Genomic DNA, 24,016 nt, shown 5'->3' with positions numbered 1-24,016 from the left:
TCATGGCGCTGGAGATCAGGCAGGTCCAAAGACTCGCGCAGCAACTGGTCATGACCCCCCAGTTGCAGCAGGCGATCAAGCTGCTGCAACTTTCGCGCGTCGAGCTAGAGGAACTGGTCTCTCAAGAGCTGCAGGAAAATCCGACGCTGGAGGAGAGTCCCGCCGGCGAGCCGGAAACTCCCTCCGCCAAACCCGAAGAAGATCTCCCGGACAGAATCGAGCCGGTCGAGCGGGCGCGCGAGCCGACGGCCGCGGACAAGATCGGAACGATGGACTGGCAGGACTATCTCGATACTCACTCCAACTCCCTCCACGGCTCGTTGACGGCGGAGTCGGGCGGCGACGAGGACGAAGGCCCGCCTTCGTGGGAAAATACGCTCACGAAAAAGACCTCGCTCGAAGACCATCTGGTCTGGCAATTGCGCATGTCGCGTCTCTCCGGGGACGAAGAAAAGATCGGCCTTTACATGATCGGAAACCTGGCGGAGAACGGCTACCTCGCGCTTTCGCTCGAAGAAGCCTGCCATGCGACCGGCGGCGCGCCGGAAACGGCGGAGGCCGTGCTCAAAAAGATCCAGCTCTTCGATCCTCCGGGCGTGGCTGCGCGCGACTTGAGAGAATGCCTGTTGATCCAGCTCCAGAACCTGGGCCTGGGCGATAGCCTGGCGGCGCGGATCGTCTCGGACCACCTGGCGCAGCTCGAAAATAGACGCTTCGAAAAACTCGCGCGCGAGCTCGGCATCACCGTGGACGACATCGTGGCGGCGTCTCAAGTGATCGCCTCACTCGAGCCGCGTCCTGCGCGCGGCTTCGACGAAGAAGAGATTCGCACGATCATCCCCGACGTCTCGGTGGAAAAGATCGGCGACGAATGGAAAATATTTCTCAACGACGAAGGGCTGCCGCGCCTCAGGGTCAGCTCCTTCTACCGGCGTCTCGCCGGGCAGCAGGGAGCGGAAGAAGAAAAGGCGCGGCAATACCTGCAAGAAAAAGTGCGCGCGGCCACGTGGCTGATCAAGAGCATCCACCAGCGCCAGCAGACGCTCTATCGCGTGACCGAGAGCATTTTTAAATTCCAGCGGGAGTTTTTGGAGACGGGAGTCAGCCAGCTCCGGCCCATGGTGCTGAAAGACGTGGCCGAGGACATCGGCATGCACGAGTCCACCGTCAGCCGGGCGACGGCCAACAAGTACGTGCACACGCCGCACGGCCTCTTCGAGCTGAAATATTTTTTCCAAAGCGGCCTCCGATCGGGCAACGGGGAAGACATCGCCGCCGAGAGCGTCAAGGACAAGATCCGCGGCATCATCTCCACGGAAGATCCGAAAAGGCCCTTCAGCGATCAGCATATCGCCAAGCTTCTGAGCGACGACGCGATCGGCATCGCCCGGCGGACGGTGGCTAAGTACCGCGAGGCGATGGGCATCCTTCCTTCTTCCCGGCGGCGGCAGCCTTATTTGCGCAAATAGCGCGAGTGAAGCTATCCATGACCGACGTCAAAGTTTCCGTCACCTTCCGCCACACGCGGCCGACGGATGCGCTGAAACATTACGCGGAGGAGAAGCTCCACAAGATCGGCAAATATTTCGACCGGCCCCTGGAAGCCCACGTCGTCCTTTCCGTGGACTCGCGCGAGCGGCAACTGGCGGAAGTCACGATCCAGGCGCGCGGCATGACGATTCACGGGCGCGAAGAGACCGCCGACCTTTATTCCGCGATCGATCTGTTGCTGGACAAGATCGAGCAGCAGATTCGAAAATATAAAACCAAGACCAGACTCAAAAGAAGAAGGGTAAAAACTTGAAGATCACCGATTTTTTGGCTGCGGCGAGGATCATCCCGGACCTCAAGGGAAAGGACAAGAGGTCAGTGCTTAAAGAAATGGCCGATTGCCTGGCCTCCTTGGACCGCGCTTTGGATGCCCGGAGCCTGTTCGACACCTTGCTGGAAAGAGAGAAGATCAGCAGCACGGCCATCGGCGAAGGCGTGGCGATCCCTCATGGGAAAGTGCCCGGCATTCGGCAAGTCACCGGAATTTTTGCCCGGAGCGTTCAGGGCGTTAATTTCGATTCTTTGGACGGCGGCCCGACCCATCTCTTTTTCGTCCTGATCGCGCCGGAAGACTCGGCGGCGGACCATTTGAAGGCGCTGGCGCGAATCTCGCGCCTGTTGAAAGACAGCTCCTTTCGCGTCCGGCTCATGGAGGGAAAGACGCAAGAAGAGATCTTTGCCGTGATCGTCGAGGAAGATCGGAAATTTTAGCCGGGAAGCTGTCAGCAATCAGCCGTCAGCCCGGATAGAGAGTTTCCGTTTTTTCCTTAGCTGATCGCTGAAAGCTGACGGCTGATAGCTTGTTTTTATGATCGACAGTTTGGATATCGTCGTCGTGACCGGGCTCTCGGGCTCGGGAAAGAGCGTGGCGATCCGCGCGCTCGAAGACCGAGGCTTCTTCTGCATCGACAACCTTCCCGTCGCCCTGATCCCCAGGTTCATCGAACTTTGCCGCGGTTACGGCGAGGGCATCAGCCGGATCGCCTTGGGCGTGGATCTCCGCGCCGGTCAATTCCTGCAATCCTGGCCCGAAGTCCTGACCGGACTCCGCAGCGTCGGACACCACGTGGAGGTTTTGTATCTGGACGCTTCCGACGACGTGCTGCTGCGCCGCTTCAGCGAGACGCGCCGGCCGCATCCGCTGGCCGGCGACGGCCCGGTACAGGAGGGAATCGCCCGCGAGCGCAAAGCCATGGAGGGGATGCGCGCCTTGGCCGACAAAGTCATCGACACGAGCCAACTGAACGTGCACGAGCTTAAAAAAGAGGTCGAAGAGCAGTTCAGCCAGAGCGTGAGCCCGCGCCGAATGAACCTGTTTCTTACCTCCTTCGGCTACAAGTACGGCATCCCGCCCGACGCGGACATGATCCTCGACGTACGCTTTCTCCCCAACCCGTTTTTCGTCCATGAGCTGAGGGAAAAAAAGGGACTGGAACCCGACGTCGCAGAGTATGTTCTCAAACTGGATGAGACGCACGTTTTTCTCGACCGGCTTTATGCCCTGCTGGAATTTACCCTGCCGCAATACGTGCGCGAGGGAAAGAGCAGCCTGACGCTCGCCCTCGGCTGCACCGGCGGAAGACACCGCTCCGTGGTCTTGGTAGAGGAACTAAAAAAGAGGCTCGACGGAGAGCAATTTCGCATCCACGTGAAGCACCGCGACATCGACAAATGAAGCGATGGACAAGCTCGTGAAAAAACTCGCGATCAAGAACAAGCTCGGCCTGCACGCGCGCGCCGCCGCCCTTTTGGTCCAGACAATAAATCGTTTTGACGCCGAGGTCACGATTTCCAAAGACGGCCAGACCGTGGACGGGCGGAGCATCATGGGCGTGCTCACCCTGGCCGCCACGCAGGGCAGCGAGATCGCCGTCGAGGCCAAGGGAAAACAGGCCGGGGAAGCTCTCCGCGCCGTTGAAAAACTCGTCGACAAGAAATTCTTCGAGAGCGAGTAAGCTTGCCCTGATCCTGACCGCAATTCGAGATTTTCGCGGAGCGGGCGTCCATGAATCGGTTGATCATCATGAGATCAGAATCGGGGTTGATTACAGCCGGTTTCTCCGATATACGGGAGAGATTCGATTTTATTCCGGCAAGGTCCCCGGAGGTGTGCTAAATGGCAGCCAAGGATTTCCTCTTTACCTCGGAGTCGGTTTCCGAGGGCCATCCCGACAAGATGTGCGATCAGATTTCCGATGCGATTCTCGACGCGCATTTGAGCGGCGATCCCGACAGCCGCGTCGCCTGCGAGGCGCTGACGAAGACCGGCATGGTCGTCGTCGCCGGCGAGATCACGAGCAAGGCCAAAGTCGGCTATAACGAAATCATCCGCGAAGTCGTCAGCGAGATCGGCTACAACGACTCGGCGATGGGTTTTGACGGCAACACGTGCGCGATCATCAGCGCGATCGAGCGCCAGTCGCCGGATATTTCTCAAGGCGTAACGGAAGGCGAAGGGCTGCACAAGGAGCAGGGCGCCGGCGATCAAGGAATGATGTTTGGGTACGCCTGCGACGAGACTCCCGAGCTGATGCCGTTTCCGATTCAGATGGCGCACGGTCTGGTTAAGTATCTCGCCAAGATTCGAAAAGGCGGCGAAGCTCCGTTCTTAAGACCCGACAGCAAGTCGCAGGTGACCGTGGAATATCGCGACGGCAGACCCGCGCGAGTGACGAGCGTCGTCATCTCGACGCAGCACATTCCCGAGGTCGAATACAAAAAACTCAAAGATACGGTCATCGACGGCGTGATCCGCGCCGTCGTCCCGGCGGATTTTCTCGACAAGAACACGGTCTATCACGTCAATCCCACCGGCCGGTTCGTCGTCGGCGGGCCGCAGGGAGACTGCGGTTTGACGGGAAGAAAGATCATCGTGGACACCTACGGCGGCATGGGCCGCCACGGCGGCGGCGCGTTTTCGGGAAAAGATCCTTCTAAAGTCGATCGCAGCGCCGCCTACATGGCGCGCTACATCGCGAAGAACATCGTCGCCGCCCAGCTCGCGCGCAAATGCGAGGTGCAGTTGGCCTACGTGATCGGCGTCGCCGATCCGGTCTCCATCACGGTCGATACGTTCGATACGGGAACGATTCCCGAAAAAGATCTTTCACGGATCGTCAGAGAAGTTTTCAGTCTCACGCCCAAAGGCATTATCCAAGCTCTCGACTTAAAGCGTCCTATCTACCGCTCTACCGCTTCCTACGGTCACTTCGGCCGCGTCCCCGAAAACGGCTGCTTCACCTGGGAAAAGACCGACCAGGTCGAGGCGCTGAAAAAAGCCGCAGCGAAAGTATAAGCAGTTCGGGCCGGGAAAAGGCCGTCATCATGGCCGGAAAGAAATACGACGTTAAAAGTCTCGCTTTAGCTCCGCAGGGCAAAAAGCGCATCGCCTGGGCCGGGCAGGACATGCCGGTTCTCGGCAGAGTGCGCGAGCGCTTCCAGAAGGAAAAGCCTTTTCAGGGACTCCGCTTCTCAGCGTGCCTTCACGTCACGGCGGAGACCGCCAACTTGGTTCAGACGCTGAGGGCCGGCGGCGCACAAGTCTTGCTCTGCGCGTCCAATCCGCTCTCGACCCAGGACGACGTCGCAGCCAGCCTCGTCAAACACGACCGGATTCCTACCTTTGCGATCAAGGGAGAAGATCACAAAACCTATTATCGCCATCTCCGGGCCGCGCTCGACCACGCGCCGGTCGTCACGATGGACGACGGCGCCGATCTCGTCTCCATGCTGCACAAGGACTATGCGCATCTGGCTTCCAATTTGATCGCCAGCATGGAAGAGACCACGACGGGCGTCATCCGGCTGCGCGCGTTGGCCGCCGACAAAAAGTTAAAAATTCCCGTGATCGCCGTGAACGACGCGAGCACAAAGCATCTCTTCGACAACCGCTACGGCACGGGCCAATCGACGATCGATGGAGTTATTCGCGCGACGGACATGCTGCTGGCCGGCAAGCGGGTCGTGATCGCGGGCTACGGCTGGTGCGGCAAGGGCGTCGCCTCGCGCGCCCGTGGCATGGGATCGAAGGTGATCGTGACCGAAGTGGATCCGATTCGCGCGCTGGAAGCGGCGATGGACGGCTTCGAAGTGATGTCGATGAAAGAGGCGGCCAAGATCGGCGATCTCTTCATCACGCTCACCGGCGACATGCACGTCGTCGGCAAAGAGCATTTAAAATTAATGAAGGACGGCGCCGTGGTTTGCAACTCGGGCCACTTCGACATCGAGATCGATTTGAAGGCGCTGAAGCAGATGGCGCGCAAGGAAGAAAAAAACGTGCGCAATTTCGTGGATGCGTATACCTTGCCGGGCGGAAAAAAGATTTTTATCCTCGGCGAAGGGCGGCTGGTCAATTTAGCCGCGGCCGAAGGCCATCCCGCGTCCGTCATGGACATGAGCTTCGCCACCCAGGCACTGGCCTCCGAATGGGCGGTCAAAAACCGGAGCAAGCTCAAGCCGCAAGTTTACGAAGTTCCCAAGGCGGTCGAAGATTGGGTTGCCAGCCTCAAACTTTCCAGCATGGGGATTCGCATCGACCGGCTCAGTTCCGAACAGGAGAAGTATCTCTCCTCATGGAACATGGGCACCTAGTCCTCGCGCATCCAGGGAGCCCCCCACCATTTTAGATTTTCGATTTCAGCCCGAGGTTGATCAGCCTCTCTTTTTGGCTGACCCGTTTTTCGATTAATCTCTAAAATCCAAAATCGAAAATTTAGAGACCTTGACCCGAGCATCACGCGCAGGCTAAGAATATCCAGAGCTCGAGACTCCAGTCAGCTCGGAGGTCCTTATGGCCGACTCCGGTTTTAGCCGATTCATCGCGTCAACTCGCCAATTATTTTCTGAAGAAAAAGATTTGGATCGGCGATGGGAAAAACTCGCGCCGCTTCTGCGCGAGCTTTTGGCCGACGACGGGATAAGAGAATCTTCCAGGAACTGGCCGGAGTGCGCGCACAAGGAAAGGGCGGAGAACCTTCTTTTCTACGAAGATCCCGATTTCGGCTTCGTCGTCAATGGACTCACGAAGGCGCCGCACACGCGAACGCAGATTCACGATCACGCTCACAACTGGACGCTTTACGGAGTCTTGGACGGCACGGAGACGATCCAGCGGTATCAGCGCATGGACGACGGGTCGAAGCCGGACTATGCGGAGATCCGCGGCGTGAGCAAGCTCCGCGCCGGTCAGGGAGAAGTGGATCTCGTCCGCCCGTGGGAAATTCACGCCGAGGCCAGCGGCGAGGAGCGCACCGTCGCCATCATCGTGCGCGCCGAGAAGGCCGGCGGTTTCCTTCAGGGAAGATATGATCCGGTGAATAAAAAATATTGGCAGGGCTACGGCCCGATCCAGGTGCCGTATAAAATCGAGTAGAGCATCTCGAACTTTTCATTCACTCCGTGCCTCTCAAGTGACGATGGAGAAACGCCACAGACTGAACCACGTCTTCCGGACACTCATTTTGCCGGCAGTTTTGCCGCAGGTAATCATCCATCAATAAGACCGCCCGTTTTTGAGTGACAGGATCGCGCCGCAAATTGTAGACTAATTCATACCCCGGAAGTCCCCAGTCCACTGCGCCGGAAGCTTCATTTTTTGTCACTCGGATATTCTGGATGATTCCCACCTCGCAAAAAAAGGTGTACATCGCCGTAGTGAAATTTCCGAGCGAGTAGAGTATCAGCGCCTTTCTTGGTTTTCCGTTCCCGTCCTTGAGCAAGCAACCTGCCGGATGGCTCATCGCCGCAAGCTGGTCTTTGACACGTCCGTGGCGCTCTTCGTAGCCGTTGACGTAGCAAACCTCGCTCGGCTGCAGCACGTGCGGGTGGCTGCCCATGATTACGTCGGCGCCGGCCGCGACGATCTCTCTACCGACCTGCATGGTTTTCGGCGAGGGATAGAACTCAAACTCGAATCCCCAATGCAACGAGACGATCTTGAAATCGACTCCTTCGGCGTCCATGGCCGCCAAAACCTCTTTGACCTGGGAAAGATCCGCGGCTTTTTCGGTTTCGGGCGCGAGGCTCGAAAGGATGTTCAGACTGAGCTTGGTTACCTGGCCTTCGCCGGGATCGTTCAAGCCGTATGTCGCGGCGTAAAATCCAAATTTGATCCCATTCCGGACAAACGTCGTATAACGCTTGCCTGTTTTGCTCGTGCCGACTCCGCTATGCAAAATGCGATTGCCGTCGAGAAATTCGATGGTGTCCGAAATCCCCCTGTCCGAGTAATCCATCGTGTGATTGTTGGCGATCGACAACGCGGAGAAAATATTTCCCCCGGTGTGTCTTCTGAACGAGTTTAGAAGATCGGGGTGGGAATTGTAGGTCCGGTAATCGGGCCAAAACCCGCGCACTTTGAAATTTGGCGAGATAATTGTCTCCAGGTTGCCGAGTACGACGTCAAACCGATTCAGAGAATCCAAAATCTCCTTGGCCACGAAGCTGTCCCAATCGCTTCGAATCCACATAATGTCGCCGACCATGGCGAGATTGACCTGGAGGTTATGGGCGGGATCGACCGCTGAGGTGGTCAGGAATCGGAGCAGCTTTCTTTGCGCGTCGAAATAACGAATTTCCTCCGCAGGAGCCGAAAATCTTTTGTGCCTGTATTTGGCGACATATTTGAAGCCATGCCAAAAAGCCTCGCTGAACGGCATGCCCTCGGCGCGGAAACGGGCATAAGCAGGGAGATCGATCTCTGGAGTATGGATGAAAGGAAAGTAGCCGGCTGGTTGGGCGACGGCGGCGCCGGGCAGCAGAATCCAGACGAAATAAAGCGTTAGGAGATTCGCGAACGCTTTACTCCTCAAAGGACCCATCGTCATATTTGCCGCCGCTTCATCGCCCGTAAAATTTATTCCCTTAACCCGCGAACGTCAATCTTTTGTCTCGGGATGGCTTGACGCCAACGTCTCGATGGGAATACTAAATAGCCATGGCTGCTACGCACGATCATACCAACGAGGACGTCAGCAACATCGTTCTGCTCGAGCATGTCAACGTTCAGGTAGCCGACCAGCCCCAGGCGATTCTCTTTTATATCGTCGGCCTGGGACTGACGCGCGATCCCTACCTCACCGTCGGTCTGGAGAATATGTGGGTCAACATCGGCGAGCAACAACTTCATCTGCCGACCGGACATGCGCAATTTTTTTCCGGGCACATTGCTCTGGTGCTGCCTGAACTTGAGCGTTTACAGCAGCGGTTGGCTTCGTTGCAAGAGCGGCTCAAAGGCACTCGCTTCGCGTGGTCGCGCGAGACCGATCATATCGCCGTCACCTGCCCCTGGGGGAATCGTTTTCGCTGCTACGCGCCTGAAGAAAAATTCGGCGACATGATTCTGGGGATGCCTTACGTTGAGTTCCTGGTCAGGCCCGGCGCGTCAAAAGGAATCGCGCGCTTTTACGAAGAAGTTTTTCGCGCCTCTTCACTCATAGAGTCCGAAAACGGCTTCTCAGCCGCGCGCGTCGCCATCGGCCGCAACCAGTGGCTGTTTTTCCGCGAGACGGACCAAGAGCTTCTCCCATACGACGGCCATCACATCGCGATCTACGTGGCGAATTTTTCCGGCCCGTATAATTTTTTAAACCGCCGCGGGCTGGTCACGGAAGACGTCCGAAACCATCAGTTCCGCTTCAAAGACATCGTCGATCCCGAGAGCGGTGAGAAGTTGTTCAAGCTGGAGCACGAAGTGCGCAGCCTGCGCCATCCGCTGTACCATCGCCTCTTCGTCAACCGCGATCCCGAGCAGACCCAGAGAAACTACCGTCGTGGACGGGACGGGTTAATTCCTATTGGATGATCGGCCCAGATACTCCACGATCTGCCTCTCGCCGCGCTTCATGGTCCAGTCGTGGTTCCAGCGAAAGATAGGCTTTAAGATCGGCGAGAGAAATTTTACCAGCGGCTTTTCGACTCGGGGATTCCATTCCAGAGTCACCCTGGTTCCCTCGTCGTCAGGCTCAAGTCTCCAACGAGAAACGTCGGTGACAAAATCCCCCGTCGCTCTGAACTCGATGAGCTTGGGTTTGTCCAGTCTCAGCGTCTCGATGGTGAATCGGAGCTTGTAGAGCAGACGGCCTTTGGCCACCACGGCAACCCGCTTGCCTTCGCTTCCGTCCAGCGGCTCGGCGCTGAGGTAAACGCCGCGCCACCAGCGCGGATAATCTTCCGGCCGAGAGAGCACCTCCCAGACTCTTTCTGCAGAGAACGGAACGTGCCACTTATCTTCGAAGTGATAAACGTTGACCAGATCTTTCACGCGACGCCGCCTTTGACCCTGCGCTCGCAATAGACTTTCAAGCTCGCGATTGTTTTGTCCACCAGTTGAATCATCCTCTTTTCAAAAAATCGCCCCATAAGCCGTCCCAGAAAATTCGGCTGGTCGCTGACGTCGTACCAGACGGTGGTCGTCTTTCCGGACATTGCGAAACTGTAGACCTCGAGGCCTTCGCCGAAAATGCTCCGATTGACTATCTGAAGCGCGTTTCCGCGAGCGGATTCGGTTATCGTCAAAGCGAAATTAAACTTGAGCAGCCCGACATGATAGCGCCACGTCGCTTTGGCGCCCAGCTTCGGCCAGTCCGGAGAAATGAAAGGATAATCGCCGAATTCGGGCGCCCACTCGCGCGCGCGGCGGAGATCGGTGATGACGTCCCAGACCATCTCCGACGGGGCTTCGATCGATACGCGACGGCGGATGCGCATAGGATCTAAACGAATGAAGTAAAGATTTCGTCGGCGATCATCAAACCGCGGCGCGTGAGCCGGAGCCGGCCGTTTTCCTGCGCCATGAGGCCCTCTTCCGTCAACCGGCCGATCTCGGCATAAATCTCCGCGGGTTTGCGGCCGAAGCGGTGGAAGAAATCTTCGATGGAAACGCCCTCGGTCATTCTGAGGCCCATGAACATGAATTCGGCCGCCGCCTTGGTGCGATTCAAGCTCTCGCTTTCGGCCACCGCCGTTCCCTCACGCCGTATTGTTTCCATATAGCGGGTGGGATTTTTTTCCGCGCGCCAGCGACGACTCGAGACGCCGTTTTCTTCACAGCGCAGAAAAGAGTGCGCGCCGGCGCCGATCCCCAGGTAATCTCCGTCCTGCCAGTAGGTGGTGTTGTGCCTCGACCGGTATTCGGGCTTGGCATAGCTGGAGATTTCGTAGCGCTCCAACCCGGCCCGTGAGAGCGTTTCCTCGATCAGCTCGGCCATGGCGATCTCTTCGTCTTCGGGCAACGGACGGATTTTTCCCGCCTTGAAGCGGTGATGAAAAGGCGTTCCTTCTTCGATCGTCAAGTTGTAGGCGGAGAGATGCGGCGGGGAAAAATCGAGCGCCTCCGTAAGATCGGCTTCTAAATCTGCGAGCGACTGCCCTGGAACGGCGTAAATCAGATCCATGCTGAAGTTCTCGAAGCCAACTCGATCGACGGTCCTCAGAGCCGCGCGCGTCTCGTCGACGGAGTGAAGACGGCCGAGGAATTCGAGCAGGTGGGGTTGGAACGACTGGACGCCGAGGCTCAGCCGGTTGATTCCGCTGGAGCGATAGCCGGAAAATTTCCTGCGGTCCTCGGGATTCGCTTCCAGCGTGATTTCTATCTCCGCGACAAAAGGAAAAAACGAGGCCGCGCCTTCGATGACAGCGCCGATGGTTTGGGGAGAGAACATCGAGGGCGTTCCGCCGCCGAAGAAGATACTCCCGAGCTCTCGACCGCGCCAAGCGTCCGTCTGGGCGTAAAATTCGAGTTCCTTTAAGAGCGCGGCGCAATATTCCCGCTCCGGGATTTTGGCCGCGACGTGAACGTTGAAATCGCAGTACGGGCACTTGGCGGCACAGTAAGGAATATGGAGGTACAACGAGAACGGCGTCTTACGCGAGGTCATGCTCGCTTACCATAATTCCCCGGGCAAAACGGCGCAACAGCCGCGAGATTTTTCTGTGAAACAAGCGGGGAATCTCGTATAATGTGGTTCATTTGGAGTGCATGGTTCGATGACTATGTATACCACAAAATGCCGCCGCTGTGGATTGATCCAGGCGCAGGCTTCTACGTGTAAATCGTGCGGCGCGGCCATGACGGAAGAGAGCGCGCCGCGCCGGGAAGAAAGGTTCACGCCGGCAAAGCCGCCAGCTTCATTTTCGTTCTCGGGATCGGCGGCGCTCGCCGAAGATTGGAATTCGAATCCTCATGAAGACGCGACGGATAAAACGCGCCGGCTTTATTTCCGCGGCAACGCCGGCACTCTTTTCGGAATTCATCTGGTCAATATTCTGCTCACCCTTTGCACGCTCGGGATCTATTCGTTTTGGGCCAAGGTCAAAGTCAGGAGTTATCTCCTGAGTCAAAGCGAATTCGAGGGCGACCGCTTCGCCTACCACGGCACCGGAAAGGAGCTGTTGCTCGGCACGTTGAAAGCGGCTCTCGTCTTCGGCCTGCCGGTGATGCTGCTGCAGAACGCGCCGACGTTTCTCGGCGCCGAAATGTGGATCCGGATCGTGGCCCTGCTTCTCATTTATCCCGTTGCGATGGTATTCATCCCCTTCGCCATCGTCGGCATCCGCCGCTACCGGCTGAGCCGAACTTCCTGGCGCGGCGTGCGTTTCTCGTTCCGGGGAAGCGCCAAGGAATTTATCAAGCTCTTCATCGGCCGCGGGCTTCTGACCGTCCTGACTCTAGGCTTCTACGGGCCTTACTTCTCGGTCAAGCAATACGCGTTCCTCACTTCTCACTCCTACTTCGGCAATCAAAAATTTCATTTCGAAGGCAGCGGCCGCGCGATTTTTTCAAGTTACGTGATCGCACTGTTCCTTACGATACCAACGCTCGGTCTTTCGTGGTTCTGGTATGCAGCGAAAAAGCAGCGTTACCTCCTGGGACAAACCTCTTTCGGCAAAGCGCGCTTCGATTGCGGCGTGACCGGCGGCGCTCTTTGCATTCTGACGCTGACGAACTTCGTCCTGCTTCTCGCGACGCTCGGCCTGGCTTCGGCGCTGGCTACCGTGAGAAACATCCGTTTCTGGTTCGATAAGGTCTCGCTCAAAGGTTCGCTCGACATGGCGGCCATCCAGCAAGAGGCGCAGTCCGCCACCGCAACGGCCGAAGGGCTGGCGGGCTTTCTCGATCTCGATTTCGACCTCGGCCTCTAACCCCCAGTCGTCTCCGCATGATCGTCGAGTGGCGCGGCTATTATCTGGACGGGCAAAGCGCCAAGCGCCGCCCGGCAACCGTCGAGATCACCCAAATCGGGCTGCAGTTCAAAGTCGAGGACGGACCGGCGCATTTGTGGCTCTACGAGGATATCCGCCAGACGCAAGGCTTCTACGCCGGCGAGCAGGTCCGGTTCGAGAGAGCCGGCGCTGGGTTCATGGAGGCGCTGCTGCTTCCCGACGTCGAGTTCTTGAGCACGCTGCACCGCCTAGTGCCCGGACTCGGTCAGCGCTTTCACGAGCCCAAGCGCCGCGGCCTCAGAGCGAGTCTCACGATTTTTGCCGCGGTCGCCGTGATCGCAATCGGCGGCGCGCTCTATCTCTGGGGCATCCCCGGACTGGCGGCGCTGGTGGCAGCCCGCGTCCCCGTCGCCTGGGAGGAAAAACTGGGCCAGAGCGTCGTCGACCAATTCGCGCCGCCGGAACTGCGCTGCGACGACGCGACCGTGGAAAAGTTGCTGAGTGAGATCAGCGCCAGGCTCGCCCAGGCCGCGCCCAAGTCGCCCTACAAAATTCGCGTCTACGTCGTCCGCGCTCCGGTGGTCAACGCCTTCGCAGCGCCGGGCGGCCACATCGTCGTGTTCCAGGGACTGATCGAAGCGAGCGGCGGCGCCGACGAGCTCGCCGGCGTTCTGGCGCACGAGCTGCAGCACGTCCTCAAGCGCCACTCGACGCGCATGCTCGTTCAGCACGCGTCGACCGGGCTCATCATTTCGGCCTTGACCGGCGACGTGAGCGGCGCGATCGCTTTCGGGCTCGAGGCCGCGCGCACGCTCGGCGCGCTGAGCTACAGCCGCGCGATGGAGGAAGAAGCCGACGCCGAAGGGTTGAAGATGATGACGGCGACGGGACTCGATCCCGGCGGGATGATCGCCTTTTTTGACACGATGCAAAAGCGAAGCGGCGAAATGCCACAATTTCTGACCTATTTCTCCACCCATCCGAGCACGGCGGACCGGATCGAAAAGCTCCGAAGGCTCGCCGCCGAATCGAAGCCCGTCAAGTCCAAGCCTTTCCAGAAATACGATTGGAATGACATCAAGAAGCGATGCCGGGCGACCGACGGCGGACAAAATAGTTAACTCACCTGCTCTCCGTTTTGCTGCCTTTTGCTGGTTTGAAACTGCGATAGTGCGGTGATATCAGTGATACCACTGCGGCATCGCTTTAGAAGGTCACTGCTTAAATGTCCGTCGCCGAGCACAAGGAGAAAGGCAAGAAGAGCGTCGGCTGCTTCGTCCTCACCGTCAGCGACACTCGCGACGAGGCCGGCGACCAGAGCGGCCAGTTGATTAAAAACCTCCTGGCGGAGCATGGCCACCGGCTGGCGGGTTACCGGATCGTCAAAGACGAGCCGGTCGAGATCGAATCCCTGCTGAAGCAGACGCTGGCGAATTCGGAGATCGAAGCCGTGATCGTCAACGGCGGCACCGGCGTCGCGCCGCGCGACGGGACGTACGAAGTCGTCGATCGTTTTTTGGACAAACGCCTCGACGGCTTCGGCGAGATTTTTCGCTTCTTGAGCTATCAGGATATCGGCTCGGCGGCGATCATGAGCCGCGCCGTCGCCGGGTCGGCGAAGGGAAAAGTTCTGATCTCGCTTCCGGGCTCCCGCGGAGCGGTCGAGCTGGCGATGCGCCGCTTGATCTTGCCCGAGCTGGGCCATCTGGTTTCCCAGCTCCAGGGGAAATGAAGGTCAAAGTAAAATTCTTTGCGATTCTGCGCGAGCGGGCCGGCGCCGGCGAGATGATCAAGGAAATCGGGGAAGGCAGCACGGTCGCGGATCTCTGGGCGATGCTGAAAAAAGAATATCCCAAATTGGCGCCGGTGGAAACGCGGCTGCTCTACGCGGTGAATCAGAATTACGTCAAGCCGGACTACGCGCTTAAAGACAGCGATGAAGTCGTCTTCATCCCGCCGGTTAGCGGAGGGTGCTGAAGATGTTTCGCGTCACCCGCGAGCCGATCGATCTTCAAGAGCTGGTAAAGTACGTGACCGCCCCGTCGGCCGGCGCCATCGCCACCTTCATCGGGACGACGAGAAACAAAAACGAAGGGCGCAAGGTCATCGCGCTCGATTACGACGCGTATCCCGAGATGGCGGAAAAAGAGCTGGCGCGCATCGGAGAGGAAGCAAAGAAAAAATGGCAGATCGAGCGCATGGCGATTATTCACAGGATCGGCCCGGTCGAGATCACCGAGCCGAGCGTGATCATCGCCGTCTCCGCCGCGCATCGCGACGATGCCTTTCAAGCCTGCCGCTTCGCGATCGAGGAAATCAAGAAGACCGTGCCGATCTGGAAGAAGGAAATGTTCGAGGGAGGAGAAGTGTGGATCGGCACGCAAACCGGCCAACCCTTGGCAAGCCGCTGAAAACGCCCAGCTACTGCGTTGTGCTCGAATCGCTTCGCTAGACGTACACAAAGAGTACGCCTGCGCTCGCGATTCTTCGCACGCCTTGTATCTGGGACCTTTTGAGCGTCCTGAATTAGCATCCTGAATCTCGAGGCTAAAAAATGGAACCAACTCTTTACGCAGCTTTCGGTCTCGGTTTGATCCTCGGCGTCAAGCACGCTCTGGACGCGGACCACTTGATCGCCGTCTCGACCATCGTCAGCGAGCATAAAAACCTCAAGTGGGCTTCTCTGATCGGGGCCTTCTGGGGCTTGGGCCACACGACGACGCTTTTTGCGGTGGGCGTGCTGGTCATCGGGCTCCGGCTGACGATTCCGGCCCGCGTCGCCCTGGGCTTGGAGTTTCTCGTGGCCGTCATGTTGGTTATACTCGGCGCCAATATCTTGTGGCGCTCGTTCCAAAAAGAGAAGGCGCATTTGCATGTCCACAACCACAGTCCGGAAACCCACGTCCACTTCCACGTGCACGGCAGCGCCCGGGAAGATCACGCTCACTCTCACGTCTTCAAGACGATGCGCAAGCCCTTCTTCGTCGGCATGGTCCACGGCCTGGCCGGCAGCGCCGCGCTCATGCTGCTGGTTCTGACGACGATTCCGTCGCCGACGGCCGGACTGCTCTACATCGTGATCTTCGGCTTCGGCTCCGTCGGCGGCATGCTCGTCCTCAGCAGCTTGATCGGGCTGCCCTTCATCTTGACCGCGCAGAGATTCACCGCTCTCAACCGCTGGATACGCCTGGCGGCGGGATTGGCGAGCGTCCTCTTCGGCCTCTTCCTCGGCTGGGAAATCGGCAACGACGGTCTCTTCTAATTCTGTCCCGCAAGCCGCTAAACAAATCCGCCCACCGCGAGCAGATAGGCGACGGCGAGAAGCGCATAAGCGGTGCATGAAACGACCAGGAAAACGAGACTAAGCCTTCCCGGCCGCGCCGCGGCGGGGAGATGGCGCGGCAGATAGACGTGGTTGAGAAAGACGAGCGCGACGGAATAAATCACCGTGCCGATGAAACCGATCACGGCGGAAAGCAGGATCAGCGGTCCCGGCTCGCTCGTTAAAACCGTGGCCGAAGTGATCGCGGTCAGGAGAAAAAGAAAGATGAGATACCAGGAGCGGACCGGAAGCTTTCGCGCCTTGGGAAAGAACGCGTACACGCAATCGGTGTGGATGCGGCTCACGGCGTCGACGGTCGCGAGCCAGGTGTCGGAAAGAAACGCGGCGGCGACGACCAAGAAAACAACTTTGCCGATCCAGCCCCAGCTCACCTCGAAGAAACGGCTCTGCACCACCGCCAGCTCATAGTGCTGCGGCAGCAGTCCTTTCGGAAAAAGCAGCGCGTAGGCCAAGAGGCAGGTCATCAAGGTCGTCAGCAGATTGCCGCCGATGCCGATGCCGACGTCCCAAACCATGAAGCGCCGCCATTTCGGAAGGTCTGAAAGGCCGGCTCCGGCGCTCGGAACAAAACCGGAATCGGGAATCGTTTCCGGCTTCCCCGTCACCGGTCCGGTGATCCGGCCCATGTAATGCGCCATGCCGACGCCTTTGTCGCGCGTCCAGTAGGAATAGAAAAGCGTCCAGAAGCCGCCGAGGCCCGCGAAGGTGATCGCGGTGAGGAGTCTCGTCGCGTCCGCCGAATCCCACGGTCTCGGCATCGGCGTTTGGGGAACGAACAAGCCTCTTAGAAAAGGCGGCAGCGCCGCCAACACGTCCGGATGGGCGCTCGCCCAGAGAAGCCCGACCAGCGTCACGACGGAAACCGCCCACATGAACGCTTCCACCAGCCGGTAGATGACGCCGCTCAAAATGATCGCGGAGAAAAATGCCAGCATCGTCGCGTACGCCCAGAAGAGAGTCTGGCCGCGGGCGCTCCAGCCGGAGGGAATTCCGGTCAGCGCCGCGAGAGAGGTCCCGCCGGCAGCGGCAAAGGCGCCGAACCAGAGAAAGGAAAGCGTCAGCAGAAACCACAGCAAGGCGGCCAAAAACCGGTTCAGCCGTATAAAGCCCTGGAAGATGCTTTCGCCCGTGAGCATCGTGTAACGGCCGATCTCATAAACGAGAGGAAATTGAAGCAGGCAAGCCGGAATCAAAAGGAAGAGAAACGTGAGACCGTACTTGGCGATGATGTAAGGCCACCAGATCAACTCGCCGCTCCCCTGCGCCAGGGCGAGAAAGATGACGCCCGGTCCCAACGCGGCCAGGAGTCCGGGAAAGCGCGGCAACGCGGCTTGTTTGAACGGAGGAGGATTCCCGGTTGAGATTTCCGCCATTCGTCAGCTTCCCTCGGTACGCAGGATCGATCCTTCAGGCAGCGCGCCCAGGAGTTTGTCGAAGGCGCGATCGAGGTAGGCCCGGTCTTTGGATTCCAACGTCAACTTCACTCTGTAGTCGGGATTGTCCAGCACCGGATAAGAGCCGAGGAGAAGCTCGGGAAAGCTTACGAGAAGATCGTTCAGAGTCGAGGCGATGACGCCCTCGCCCTCTTTGGAATAAATAATTTTTAGAAAGTAAGGCGCCTCGCGAAAGCTTTCCTTTATCGCTTCGAAGCGGTCCACCAGGACCTTGGGAATACCTGGAAAAATGTAGACGTTTTTCATTTTCGCCACCGGCCCGAAGAGCGACCAATCGCCGACCAGCTCCGCGCCTTCCGGCACTTCCGCCATGCGCAGCCGCGCCTCGTTGATGTTCGCGCCGTGGCGCTCGCGCAGCCGCCGCTCGAGGTCGGGATGGCGCATGACCTTGACACCGAACCCGTGGGCGATGCCGGCCATCGTCACGTCGTCGTGCGTCGGACCGACGCCGCCGGTCGTGAAGACAAAATCGAATTGGCGCGAGAAGGCGGCGACCTCGCGGCCGATAAGCTCGATCTCGTCTGGGATGACGACGACGCGACGCAACTCGACGCCGAGCGCGCGGAGCTCCTTCGAAAGGTAATGGGAATTTGTGTCCTGGGTTTTCCCGGAGAGGACCTCATTCCCGATGATCACGATGCCCGCGGTCTTGGCCATAAAACACTATTGGAGTAATGGAGCGTCGGAGTATTGGAGTATTGCGGCATGGAGATGTCGAAGTCCCGGAGCGCGGCGTGGTTGGGGACCCATTCCATTACTCCATGACTCCATCACTCCATTCCCTTACGCGTCGAACTCGCTGCAGCTCTGAAAGTAATGACACTCGGGATTGGAGCAGACGAAGCGGCATTTCTGGTTGACGAGCTTCGAGTTGCACATGGGGCAAAACTCCCACCAGTTGTCCTCCTTGGTCTTGGGCGGCTCGGGTTGGGCCACGTCATTCTCCGTTCGGAATACTTTTAGCGCGTGTAAAACAACTGCCGCGCGTTTTCCCCCAGGACTTTCTTCTTCACCCGCGCCGTCGTCTTTGCCCTCTGCACGATCCTGACCGCGTCGCGCAGAAGATCGACGGTGGGAAAATCGCTCCCCATTAGGACCTGGCTCTCGCCCATCATAGCCACGGCGAAGCGGATCTCTTCCGGGCTCCAGAACGGCGGCGCGGTATCGACGAAGATCCGCCGCTTGTATTTCTCGAAGAATCCTTTCCCGCGCTTGTCGAAGTACGCCGGGTTCAAGCGGTTCTTGATCGCGAAAAACGCGCCGCCCATGTGCGAGAAGACGAAGCGCAGGTTGGGAAAGCGATCGAGCGTGCCGCCGAGCGTCAGGCGGGCGATGTTGATCGTCGTATCGAAGGCGCGGCCGAGATTTCTCGTGAGGTTGAACTGTTCCATGCCGTGCGGATGGGCCAGTGGAATCTCCGCCGCCGGATGGACCAGAATCGGAACGTCGAGATCCGACACCGCGCGATAGAAAGGGTACAACCGCTCGTCGTCGAGCAGGACGCCGCCGACGTGCGTATTAATCGCGACGCCTTTGCAGCCCAAATCCACCGCCGCGCGGCGCAACTCTTTCGCGCCGTCGGGTTCGAGCGGCGGCGCGTGGGCGAGCGGAATGATGCGGCCGGGGTATTGCGCCGCGATTTCCGCCATTCTGTCATTGATGAGCCGCGCGGCTTTGAGATCGACCCAGTCGAGCCACACGCCGGCATGGAGCACCGCTTGATCGACGCCGGCGCGGTCCATCGCCTTCATCTGCTCGTCGATCCGCGAGGTCATCTTGGGCGGGGAAAAGAGCTGGACTCCGGCGCGATGGATGCGAAAGCGGTCCGAGTCGTGGACCACTTCCTCGTCTTGACGGACGTAAAGCTCGGGGCGGCGGTAGTGCTCTTCCGGCATCCAATGATGATGCGCGTCGATGACCAGACCGCTTCGCTTCATGCCCCTCCGTTTTATTCGAATTCCCGCTCATTGACAAGTTTTTTTCCACGTGATGGCGAGGCGAGGGGACACCGGTGTCAAAGCAATCTGGCTTTATTTTGCCGGCAGCTCGCGCCGGCGCAATGCTCGAGTGCTGCAAGACGCTCCGAGAGGCGCGCGATCAAGCCGGGGGCGGCGGATTGAATTAGATTGTGCAGCTCATGAGGATCGGCGTTGAGATCGTATAACTTTCGTTCCCCGTTCGCGCGTTCCACATACAGATGGTTCTTGGTCCGGAGTGCGACATAGTCGGGCAGATTGATGGAGGCGTTCTCCGGGGATTCGGGAGGCGTGGAATGCGAGCGGACGAGAGAGGCGACCCACCGCCGAAGTAGACCGTCTCTTCTTGGCCGGTTCGGCGTGGGGGACCAGTATTCGACGACAAAGTCCTCGCGCCACGCAGGAGGAGCTAAAGGCGCCCCCGTAAGCAGCGGACTGAACGATCGGCCGTCCACGAAATCCGGAGGGTGTACTCCGGCAAGTTCCGCCAGCGTCGGTCCGAGATCGATATTGAGCACCTGTTGCTTAAGAGTTTTGCCGGGGGGAACGCCTGGCCCGCGCACGATCAAAGGCACGTGGATATCCTCTTCGTAGGCTGTCCCTTTGCCTGCTTTCAGTCGATGCTCCCCCAAATGAAAGCCGTTATCGGATGTGAAGAAAATATAAGTTTGGTCGAGCAATCCCTGATCTTGCAGTGCGATGACGATTTTTTCGACCATGTCATCGACGGCAAGCAGTGATTGCAGGCGCATTCGATAGAGCCGGTCTAATCGCTGGAGGTCATTCGGGGAAAGCGGACTGAGGTGGCGTTTATCGCTCGGATCCGTCTCGTTGAATGCCGGCGTCCTGGGAGCCGCCGCGTGAGAAAACGCCTCGGCATGTCTGGGCGCGGGTATCGCAGGCACGTGCGGCGCCGACGGCGCCAGATAGATGAAGAAAGGCTGCTTGCCGCCGGCGCTCGTCCGGGCGATGAAGTCGACCGTCTTGGCGGCGAGCACATCGGCCTCGTAAGCGTTCGCATCGTGGCCATACGATACCGCCCGACCGTTTTCATTGAGACGATAATTAAAAAATACCGCCCGATGATCCATGACTGCATACCATTCGTCCCAGCCCGGAGGCACGTACAAGGACTGCTTCCCCGGATACTCATTCAGGTATTTTCCCAAGAGAACGGTTCGGTATCCGGCGGCTTTCAGCCAGATGGCGAGCGTGGATTGCTCTTCACCCAGCTCATAAAACTTTTCAAAACCGCCTTCGGGTTTGGCATTGCTCAGCACTCGATGGTTGTGGGGATACTGGCCGCGCAACAGCGACACGCGCGACGGACAGCAAAGAGAGTCCGTTACGAAGTAGTTGGAGAATACTGTGCCATGCTTCGTCACGAGCTCTTTGAGCTTGGGCATGAACTCCACCGAGGCGAGGTCGAGATCGTCGGTTAGGATCACGATGAAGTTAGGTTTCCCATAAGCCGGTGGTTGAAGCTTGCTCGCCGGTGTGACAGCGGCAGCCGAACCAGCGGTCAAGACGGCAAGCAGGACCTCCACAATCAGCCGGAAAACATTCGAAACGATGGAATTTTTAGGATGAACCATATCCCCGCCTTAGAGTTTTCTTTCCACTTGCGATGCACGCTCAGCATAGCAGCTTTCGGCGTTTCTTTAAGACCTGAGGGGCGGCCGGTGGACTTCGGAACGATCGCATACTATGATTCTCAATCGAGATGTCCGAACCCGTCGTCCGCATCGAAGGCCTGAAGAAATTTTTCGGCACCGTTATCGCGCTGGACGGAGTCTCCCTCGAAGTCGAGCGTGGAGGGATCTTCGGGCTTTTGGGGCCGAACGGCGCCGGGAAGACGACCACGGTCAAGATTCTGATCACGCTGGTGCGGCCGGATGAGGGCAAAGCCGAGGTGGCGGGAGTCGACGTCGTGAAAAATCCCGCCCAAGCGCGCCGCATGATCGGCTACGTGCCGCAAGAGTTGACGGTCGACCCGTACCTTACGGCGCGAGAGCATCTCAACTATTACGCCGACCTTTACCACCTGCCGTCCGCCGCGCGTAAAAGCAGAATCGAAGAGGCGCTCGCCCTGGTCGGAATGGCCGGCCTGGAAGACCGCCGCGCGCGCCATCTTTCCGGCGGCACCAAGAAGAAGCTCGATCTCGCCTGCGGCTTGCTCCATCGGCCGCCGGTGATCCTGCTCGACGAACCGTCGCTCGGCCTCGACGTTCAGGTGCGACGCGACGTGTGGAATCATATCCTGCGGTTGAAGCAGGAGGGAACGACGGTCTTTCTCTGCACGAACTACATGGACGAGGCGGAACGGCTATGCGATCGGGTCGCGATCATCGATCGCGGCAAAATCGTCGCTTTGGACTCGCCGGCGGCGCTGAGAAGCCGGCTTGCCCGTGACGTCGTCTCGGTGGAAATCGCCAACGCGAACGGCCAGGACGGCGCGGCGCTCGACGATCTGGAACGAGCCGTCTCGCGGCTATCGATGGTCCAAAAGTCGATGAAAGACGGCACGCGTCTCAAAATATATGTCGAGAGCAACGAAACGGCCGTGCCGAAGATCCTCGAAGCCGCCGCTGCCGCGGGTATATCCGTTCAATCCATCACTTACAGCCGTCCCGGCCTGGACGACGTATTTCTCCATTACGCCGGCCGTCCGTTCTCCGAGGGAGGATCGAACGGTGCCTGAGTTTGCCCAGGAGACCAAGGCGCAGTTTGGACGATGGATGATCCATCTAAAGCGCGAGCCGTTCAGCGTCGCCTTCAACCTTTTGAATCCGATCATTCTCTTGATTTTCATGGGCGGCGCGTTTCAAGGCCTTGCGCGAGACTCCGTCGGTGAAAACTACCGCAGCTATCTCCTGCCGGGGGTCCTCGCGCTCACGGCTTTCGGCAACAGCATGGCCGGCGGCATTCCCCTGCTTTTCGACCGGGAGAACGGATTTCTTTTGCGGCTGATGAGCGCGCCGATCTCGCGCAGCTCCATCCTGGTCAGCCGCTTTCTCGCGGTCAATCTCACCACGATGCTCCAGTCTTTGCTGATTCTCGCGCTTGGATTTATCTTCGGCGTGCGCATCGCCGCCGGGTTGGGCGGCGCCGCGGCGCTGCTCGCGATCGGCCTGTTGCTCGGCTTCGGTGTAACGGTCATCTCGCTGATGCTTGCGTTTGCGCTGGAAAACCACGGCGATTTCTTCGCTATCATGGGACTGACGGCCCTACCGCTCACCTTTCTCTCCAGCGCCTTTGTCCCGCTCGAGACTCTGCCGGCCTGGATGCGGCTCGCCGCGCAAATAAATCCCATGACCTACGCGATCGACGCGATGCGCTCGCTGATCCTCGCCGGCTGGGACGGGCCGCGGCTCCTTGTGATGGCGATCGTGTTGCTTTTCTTCGACGGCGCGATGTTCTGGCTCGGCGCCAAAGTATTGAGCCGGCACCTGGCCTAGCGCCCAATGCCCGTGGAAGAAAAAAAAGATGAAATACTCGAGCAGATCAAGGCGCAGCGCCGCCGCGAGCGTTGGAGCGCCCTGTTGACGCCGTTCATCACCCTGGCCTCGATCGTCATTTCCGTTGGGGTGCTGATGTTCTTGATCCAGACCTGCCAGGAGCGCAACCCGCAAAAGCCCGGCCTCCGCCTGCCGATCCAGAAGATGCCGGAGCCGCCGCAACCCGCCAAATAAATTCTTTCTTGCCTGCAAACCTATATCTCAGTTAAACTCGGTCTCCATGGCCGAGCCGCCGCCGGAACTTCATCATCTCATCGCGAAGTTCGAGCAGAATATCGAATCCTATCGCAACCCCGCCTACGGCGAGGCCGAGGTTCGCGTGGAGTTCATCAACCCACTGTTTGAGCTGCTGGGTTGGGATGTCGCGAACAAAGCCGGCCACGCCGAGGCATATAAAGACCTGATCCATGAGGATGCGATCAAGTTCGGCGGCTCTACTAAAGCTCCGGATTATTCCTTTCGCATCGGCGGCACGCGCAAGTTCTTTCTAGAAGCTAAAAAGCCTTCCGTAAACGTCAAGGACCTCGCCGATCCGGCGTACCAACTGCGCCGCTACGCGTGGAGCGCCAAGCTGCCCTTGTCGATCCTGACCAATTTCGCCGAGTTCGCCGTCTACGATTGCCGCTTTGCGCCGAAACAGACGGACAAGGCGAGCACGGGGAGAGTGCTTTACTTCACCTATGACGAATACGAAACGCGTTGGGATGAGATCGCCAAGGTCTTTTCCAAGGAAGCGATTCTCCAGGGTTCCTTCGACAAGTTCGCGGAAACCGGCAAGGGCAAGCGCGGAACCTCTCCCGTCGATGCTCAATTCCTGGCGGAAATAGAAAGCTGGCGCGAGGCGCTGGCAAAAAACTTGGCCCTGCGCAATCCCAGACTGAGCGTGCGCGACCTCAACTTCGCCGTCCAACGCACCATCGACCGGATTATCTTTTTAAGGATGTGCGAAGACCGAGGGGTCGAACATTACGCGCAGCTTCAGGCGCTGCTCAACGGCGAGCATACTTACAA

Annotated in this window: 28 protein-coding genes; 19 read left to right on the top strand and 9 right to left on the bottom strand. The window is 58.7% G+C overall.

The annotated features are described in order from the left end of the window. Positions 1-2 precede the first annotated feature (2 nt). From rpoN to VGL70_00670, 8 genes are all read left to right on the top strand, one after another. Complete coding sequence (rpoN, locus tag VGL70_00705; GenBank protein ID HEY3302033.1) at positions 3-1,469, top strand: RNA polymerase factor sigma-54; 1,467 nt, start codon at positions 3-5, stop codon at positions 1,467-1,469. Positions 1,470-1,486: 17 nt separating this feature from the next. Then, positions 1,487-1,804 (top strand): ribosome-associated translation inhibitor RaiA, encoded by a 318-nt coding sequence (gene raiA / locus VGL70_00700; protein ID HEY3302032.1) that lies wholly within the window; start codon positions 1,487-1,489, stop codon positions 1,802-1,804. After that, positions 1,801-2,262 (top strand): PTS sugar transporter subunit IIA, encoded by a 462-nt coding sequence (locus tag VGL70_00695; protein ID HEY3302031.1) that lies wholly within the window; start codon positions 1,801-1,803, stop codon positions 2,260-2,262. The genes raiA and VGL70_00695 overlap by 4 nt, the downstream gene beginning before the upstream one ends. A gap of 97 nt (positions 2,263-2,359) precedes the next feature. Continuing rightward, positions 2,360-3,226 (top strand): RNase adapter RapZ, encoded by an 867-nt coding sequence (rapZ, locus tag VGL70_00690; GenBank protein ID HEY3302030.1) that lies wholly within the window; start codon positions 2,360-2,362, stop codon positions 3,224-3,226. Positions 3,227-3,230: 4 nt separating this feature from the next. Beyond that, positions 3,231-3,506, top strand: a complete 276-nt coding sequence (locus tag VGL70_00685; protein HEY3302029.1) for an HPr family phosphocarrier protein — start codon at positions 3,231-3,233, stop codon at positions 3,504-3,506. Between the two features lie 161 nt (positions 3,507-3,667). Then, positions 3,668-4,846, top strand: coding sequence for a methionine adenosyltransferase (gene metK, locus VGL70_00680; protein HEY3302028.1), 1,179 nt, complete (start codon positions 3,668-3,670; stop codon positions 4,844-4,846). Positions 4,847-4,875: 29 nt separating this feature from the next. Next, positions 4,876-6,144: an adenosylhomocysteinase gene (ahcY, locus tag VGL70_00675; protein ID HEY3302027.1), complete on the top strand. Its 1,269-nt coding sequence runs from the start codon at positions 4,876-4,878 to the stop codon at positions 6,142-6,144. 199 nt (positions 6,145-6,343) lie between these two features. Then, positions 6,344-6,925, top strand: a complete 582-nt coding sequence (locus VGL70_00670) for a hypothetical protein (protein ID HEY3302026.1) — start codon at positions 6,344-6,346, stop codon at positions 6,923-6,925. A 19-nt stretch (positions 6,926-6,944) separates the two neighbouring features. Here VGL70_00670 and VGL70_00665 read toward each other — a convergent pair whose 3' ends face one another. After that, positions 6,945-8,378 carry a CapA family protein gene (locus VGL70_00665; protein HEY3302025.1) on the bottom strand — a complete coding sequence of 478 codons (1,434 nt, stop codon included), beginning with the start codon at positions 8,376-8,378 and terminating at the stop codon, positions 6,945-6,947. 110 nt (positions 8,379-8,488) lie between these two features. Between VGL70_00665 and VGL70_00660 the strand changes: the two genes are divergently transcribed. After that, positions 8,489-9,355, top strand: coding sequence for a hypothetical protein (locus tag VGL70_00660; GenBank protein HEY3302024.1), 867 nt, complete (start codon positions 8,489-8,491; stop codon positions 9,353-9,355). On the opposite strand, the gene VGL70_00655 is transcribed toward VGL70_00660, so the two are convergent. The 3 genes from VGL70_00655 to hemW are packed head-to-tail and all read right to left on the bottom strand — an operon-like array spanning position 9,338 to position 11,429. Next, positions 9,338-9,814, bottom strand: a complete 477-nt coding sequence (locus VGL70_00655) for an SRPBCC family protein (protein ID HEY3302023.1) — start codon at positions 9,812-9,814, stop codon at positions 9,338-9,340. The two genes, VGL70_00660 and VGL70_00655, sit on opposite strands and share 18 nt — an antisense overlap. Further along, positions 9,811-10,260 (bottom strand): SRPBCC family protein, encoded by a 450-nt coding sequence (locus VGL70_00650; protein HEY3302022.1) that lies wholly within the window; start codon positions 10,258-10,260, stop codon positions 9,811-9,813. The genes VGL70_00655 and VGL70_00650 overlap by 4 nt, the downstream gene beginning before the upstream one ends. Positions 10,261-10,265: 5 nt before the next feature. Then, positions 10,266-11,429, bottom strand: coding sequence for a radical SAM family heme chaperone HemW (hemW, locus tag VGL70_00645; GenBank protein ID HEY3302021.1), 1,164 nt, complete (start codon positions 11,427-11,429; stop codon positions 10,266-10,268). 109 nt (positions 11,430-11,538) lie between these two features. Between hemW and VGL70_00640 the strand changes: the two genes are divergently transcribed. The 6 genes from VGL70_00640 (at position 11,539) to VGL70_00615 (ending at position 15,976) form a co-directional block, all read left to right on the top strand. Further along, complete coding sequence (locus VGL70_00640) at positions 11,539-12,693, top strand: YjgN family protein (protein HEY3302020.1); 1,155 nt, start codon at positions 11,539-11,541, stop codon at positions 12,691-12,693. Between the two features lie 17 nt (positions 12,694-12,710). Continuing rightward, complete coding sequence (locus VGL70_00635; GenBank protein HEY3302019.1) at positions 12,711-13,835, top strand: M48 family metallopeptidase; 1,125 nt, start codon at positions 12,711-12,713, stop codon at positions 13,833-13,835. 104 nt (positions 13,836-13,939) lie between these two features. Then, positions 13,940-14,446, top strand: a complete 507-nt coding sequence (locus VGL70_00630) for a molybdenum cofactor biosynthesis protein B (protein HEY3302018.1) — start codon at positions 13,940-13,942, stop codon at positions 14,444-14,446. After that, positions 14,443-14,691 (top strand): molybdopterin converting factor subunit 1, encoded by a 249-nt coding sequence (moaD, locus tag VGL70_00625; GenBank protein HEY3302017.1) that lies wholly within the window; start codon positions 14,443-14,445, stop codon positions 14,689-14,691. The genes VGL70_00630 and moaD overlap by 4 nt, the downstream gene beginning before the upstream one ends. A gap of 2 nt (positions 14,692-14,693) precedes the next feature. Then, positions 14,694-15,125: a molybdenum cofactor biosynthesis protein MoaE gene (locus VGL70_00620; GenBank protein ID HEY3302016.1), complete on the top strand. Its 432-nt coding sequence runs from the start codon at positions 14,694-14,696 to the stop codon at positions 15,123-15,125. A gap of 143 nt (positions 15,126-15,268) precedes the next feature. Further along, positions 15,269-15,976, top strand: a complete 708-nt coding sequence (locus VGL70_00615) for an urease accessory protein UreH (protein HEY3302015.1) — start codon at positions 15,269-15,271, stop codon at positions 15,974-15,976. Between the two features lie 17 nt (positions 15,977-15,993). Here the strand turns inward: VGL70_00615 and VGL70_00610 are convergent, their stop codons facing one another. The 5 genes from VGL70_00610 to VGL70_00590 form a co-directional block, all read right to left on the bottom strand. Continuing rightward, on the bottom strand, positions 15,994-17,430 hold the full coding sequence (locus VGL70_00610) for an Nramp family divalent metal transporter (GenBank protein HEY3302014.1): 1,437 nt from the start codon (positions 17,428-17,430) through the stop codon (positions 15,994-15,996). A gap of 3 nt (positions 17,431-17,433) precedes the next feature. Continuing rightward, complete coding sequence (locus VGL70_00605) at positions 17,434-18,168, bottom strand: competence/damage-inducible protein A (GenBank protein ID HEY3302013.1); 735 nt, start codon at positions 18,166-18,168, stop codon at positions 17,434-17,436. Positions 18,169-18,294: 126 nt separating this feature from the next. Continuing rightward, positions 18,295-18,447: a hypothetical protein gene (locus VGL70_00600; protein ID HEY3302012.1), complete on the bottom strand. Its 153-nt coding sequence runs from the start codon at positions 18,445-18,447 to the stop codon at positions 18,295-18,297. A 23-nt stretch (positions 18,448-18,470) separates the two neighbouring features. Then, on the bottom strand, positions 18,471-19,448 hold the full coding sequence (locus VGL70_00595) for an amidohydrolase family protein (GenBank protein HEY3302011.1): 978 nt from the start codon (positions 19,446-19,448) through the stop codon (positions 18,471-18,473). Between the two features lie 77 nt (positions 19,449-19,525). Beyond that, positions 19,526-21,082, bottom strand: coding sequence for a sulfatase (locus VGL70_00590; protein HEY3302010.1), 1,557 nt, complete (start codon positions 21,080-21,082; stop codon positions 19,526-19,528). 128 nt (positions 21,083-21,210) lie between these two features. Between VGL70_00590 and VGL70_00585 the strand changes: the two genes are divergently transcribed. From VGL70_00585 to VGL70_00570, 4 genes are all read left to right on the top strand, one after another. Then, a complete protein-coding gene (locus VGL70_00585; GenBank protein ID HEY3302009.1) occupies positions 21,211-22,188 on the top strand; it encodes an ATP-binding cassette domain-containing protein in 978 nt (325 codons plus the stop codon). After that, positions 22,181-22,945, top strand: coding sequence for an ABC transporter permease (locus VGL70_00580; GenBank protein HEY3302008.1), 765 nt, complete (start codon positions 22,181-22,183; stop codon positions 22,943-22,945). Before VGL70_00585 ends, VGL70_00580 begins: the two co-directional genes overlap by 8 nt. A 12-nt stretch (positions 22,946-22,957) precedes the next feature. Continuing rightward, a complete protein-coding gene (locus tag VGL70_00575; protein HEY3302007.1) occupies positions 22,958-23,179 on the top strand; it encodes a hypothetical protein in 222 nt (73 codons plus the stop codon). Positions 23,180-23,225: 46 nt separating this feature from the next. Continuing rightward, positions 23,226-24,016 (top strand): type I restriction enzyme HsdR N-terminal domain-containing protein (locus VGL70_00570; protein HEY3302006.1); only part of this gene is annotated, 791 nt, incomplete at its 3' end.

Source organism: Candidatus Binatia bacterium, assembly GCA_036504975.1.
Lineage (GTDB): Bacteria > Desulfobacterota > Binatia > UBA9968 > UBA9968 > JAJPJQ01.
The sequence above is the reverse complement of the archived record's forward strand: the minus strand, read 5'-3'. Positions and strand labels throughout refer to the sequence as shown.

What these genes read in the sequence shown, in the direction of transcription:
- metK (HEY3302028.1), top strand. Translation starts at nt 3,668, where the DNA reads ATGGCAGCCAAGGATTTCCTCTTTACCTCGGAGTCGGTTTCCGAGGGC.
- VGL70_00685 (HEY3302029.1), top strand. Translation starts at nt 3,231, where the DNA reads ATGGACAAGCTCGTGAAAAAACTCGCGATCAAGAACAAGCTCGGCCTG.
- VGL70_00650 (HEY3302022.1), bottom strand. Translation starts at nt 10,260, where the DNA reads ATGCGCATCCGCCGTCGCGTATCGATCGAAGCCCCGTCGGAGATGGTC.
- rpoN (HEY3302033.1), top strand. Translation starts at nt 3, where the DNA reads ATGGCGCTGGAGATCAGGCAGGTCCAAAGACTCGCGCAGCAACTGGTC.
- VGL70_00660 (HEY3302024.1), top strand. Translation starts at nt 8,489, where the DNA reads ATGGCTGCTACGCACGATCATACCAACGAGGACGTCAGCAACATCGTT.
- VGL70_00670 (HEY3302026.1), top strand. Translation starts at nt 6,344, where the DNA reads ATGGCCGACTCCGGTTTTAGCCGATTCATCGCGTCAACTCGCCAATTA.
- raiA (HEY3302032.1), top strand. Translation starts at nt 1,487, where the DNA reads ATGACCGACGTCAAAGTTTCCGTCACCTTCCGCCACACGCGGCCGACG.
- ahcY (HEY3302027.1), top strand. Translation starts at nt 4,876, where the DNA reads ATGGCCGGAAAGAAATACGACGTTAAAAGTCTCGCTTTAGCTCCGCAG.
- moaD (HEY3302017.1), top strand. Translation starts at nt 14,443, where the DNA reads ATGAAGGTCAAAGTAAAATTCTTTGCGATTCTGCGCGAGCGGGCCGGC.
- VGL70_00610 (HEY3302014.1), bottom strand. Translation starts at nt 17,430, where the DNA reads ATGGCGGAAATCTCAACCGGGAATCCTCCTCCGTTCAAACAAGCCGCG.
- VGL70_00640 (HEY3302020.1), top strand. Translation starts at nt 11,539, where the DNA reads ATGACTATGTATACCACAAAATGCCGCCGCTGTGGATTGATCCAGGCG.
- VGL70_00585 (HEY3302009.1), top strand. Translation starts at nt 21,211, where the DNA reads ATGTCCGAACCCGTCGTCCGCATCGAAGGCCTGAAGAAATTTTTCGGC.
- VGL70_00665 (HEY3302025.1), bottom strand. Translation starts at nt 8,378, where the DNA reads ATGACGATGGGTCCTTTGAGGAGTAAAGCGTTCGCGAATCTCCTAACG.
- VGL70_00615 (HEY3302015.1), top strand. Translation starts at nt 15,269, where the DNA reads ATGGAACCAACTCTTTACGCAGCTTTCGGTCTCGGTTTGATCCTCGGC.
- VGL70_00595 (HEY3302011.1), bottom strand. Translation starts at nt 19,448, where the DNA reads ATGAAGCGAAGCGGTCTGGTCATCGACGCGCATCATCATTGGATGCCG.
- VGL70_00620 (HEY3302016.1), top strand. Translation starts at nt 14,694, where the DNA reads ATGTTTCGCGTCACCCGCGAGCCGATCGATCTTCAAGAGCTGGTAAAG.
- VGL70_00605 (HEY3302013.1), bottom strand. Translation starts at nt 18,168, where the DNA reads ATGGCCAAGACCGCGGGCATCGTGATCATCGGGAATGAGGTCCTCTCC.
- hemW (HEY3302021.1), bottom strand. Translation starts at nt 11,429, where the DNA reads ATGACCTCGCGTAAGACGCCGTTCTCGTTGTACCTCCATATTCCTTAC.
- rapZ (HEY3302030.1), top strand. Translation starts at nt 2,360, where the DNA reads ATGATCGACAGTTTGGATATCGTCGTCGTGACCGGGCTCTCGGGCTCG.
- VGL70_00590 (HEY3302010.1), bottom strand. Translation starts at nt 21,082, where the DNA reads ATGGTTCATCCTAAAAATTCCATCGTTTCGAATGTTTTCCGGCTGATT.
- VGL70_00630 (HEY3302018.1), top strand. Translation starts at nt 13,940, where the DNA reads ATGTCCGTCGCCGAGCACAAGGAGAAAGGCAAGAAGAGCGTCGGCTGC.
- VGL70_00635 (HEY3302019.1), top strand. Translation starts at nt 12,711, where the DNA reads ATGATCGTCGAGTGGCGCGGCTATTATCTGGACGGGCAAAGCGCCAAG.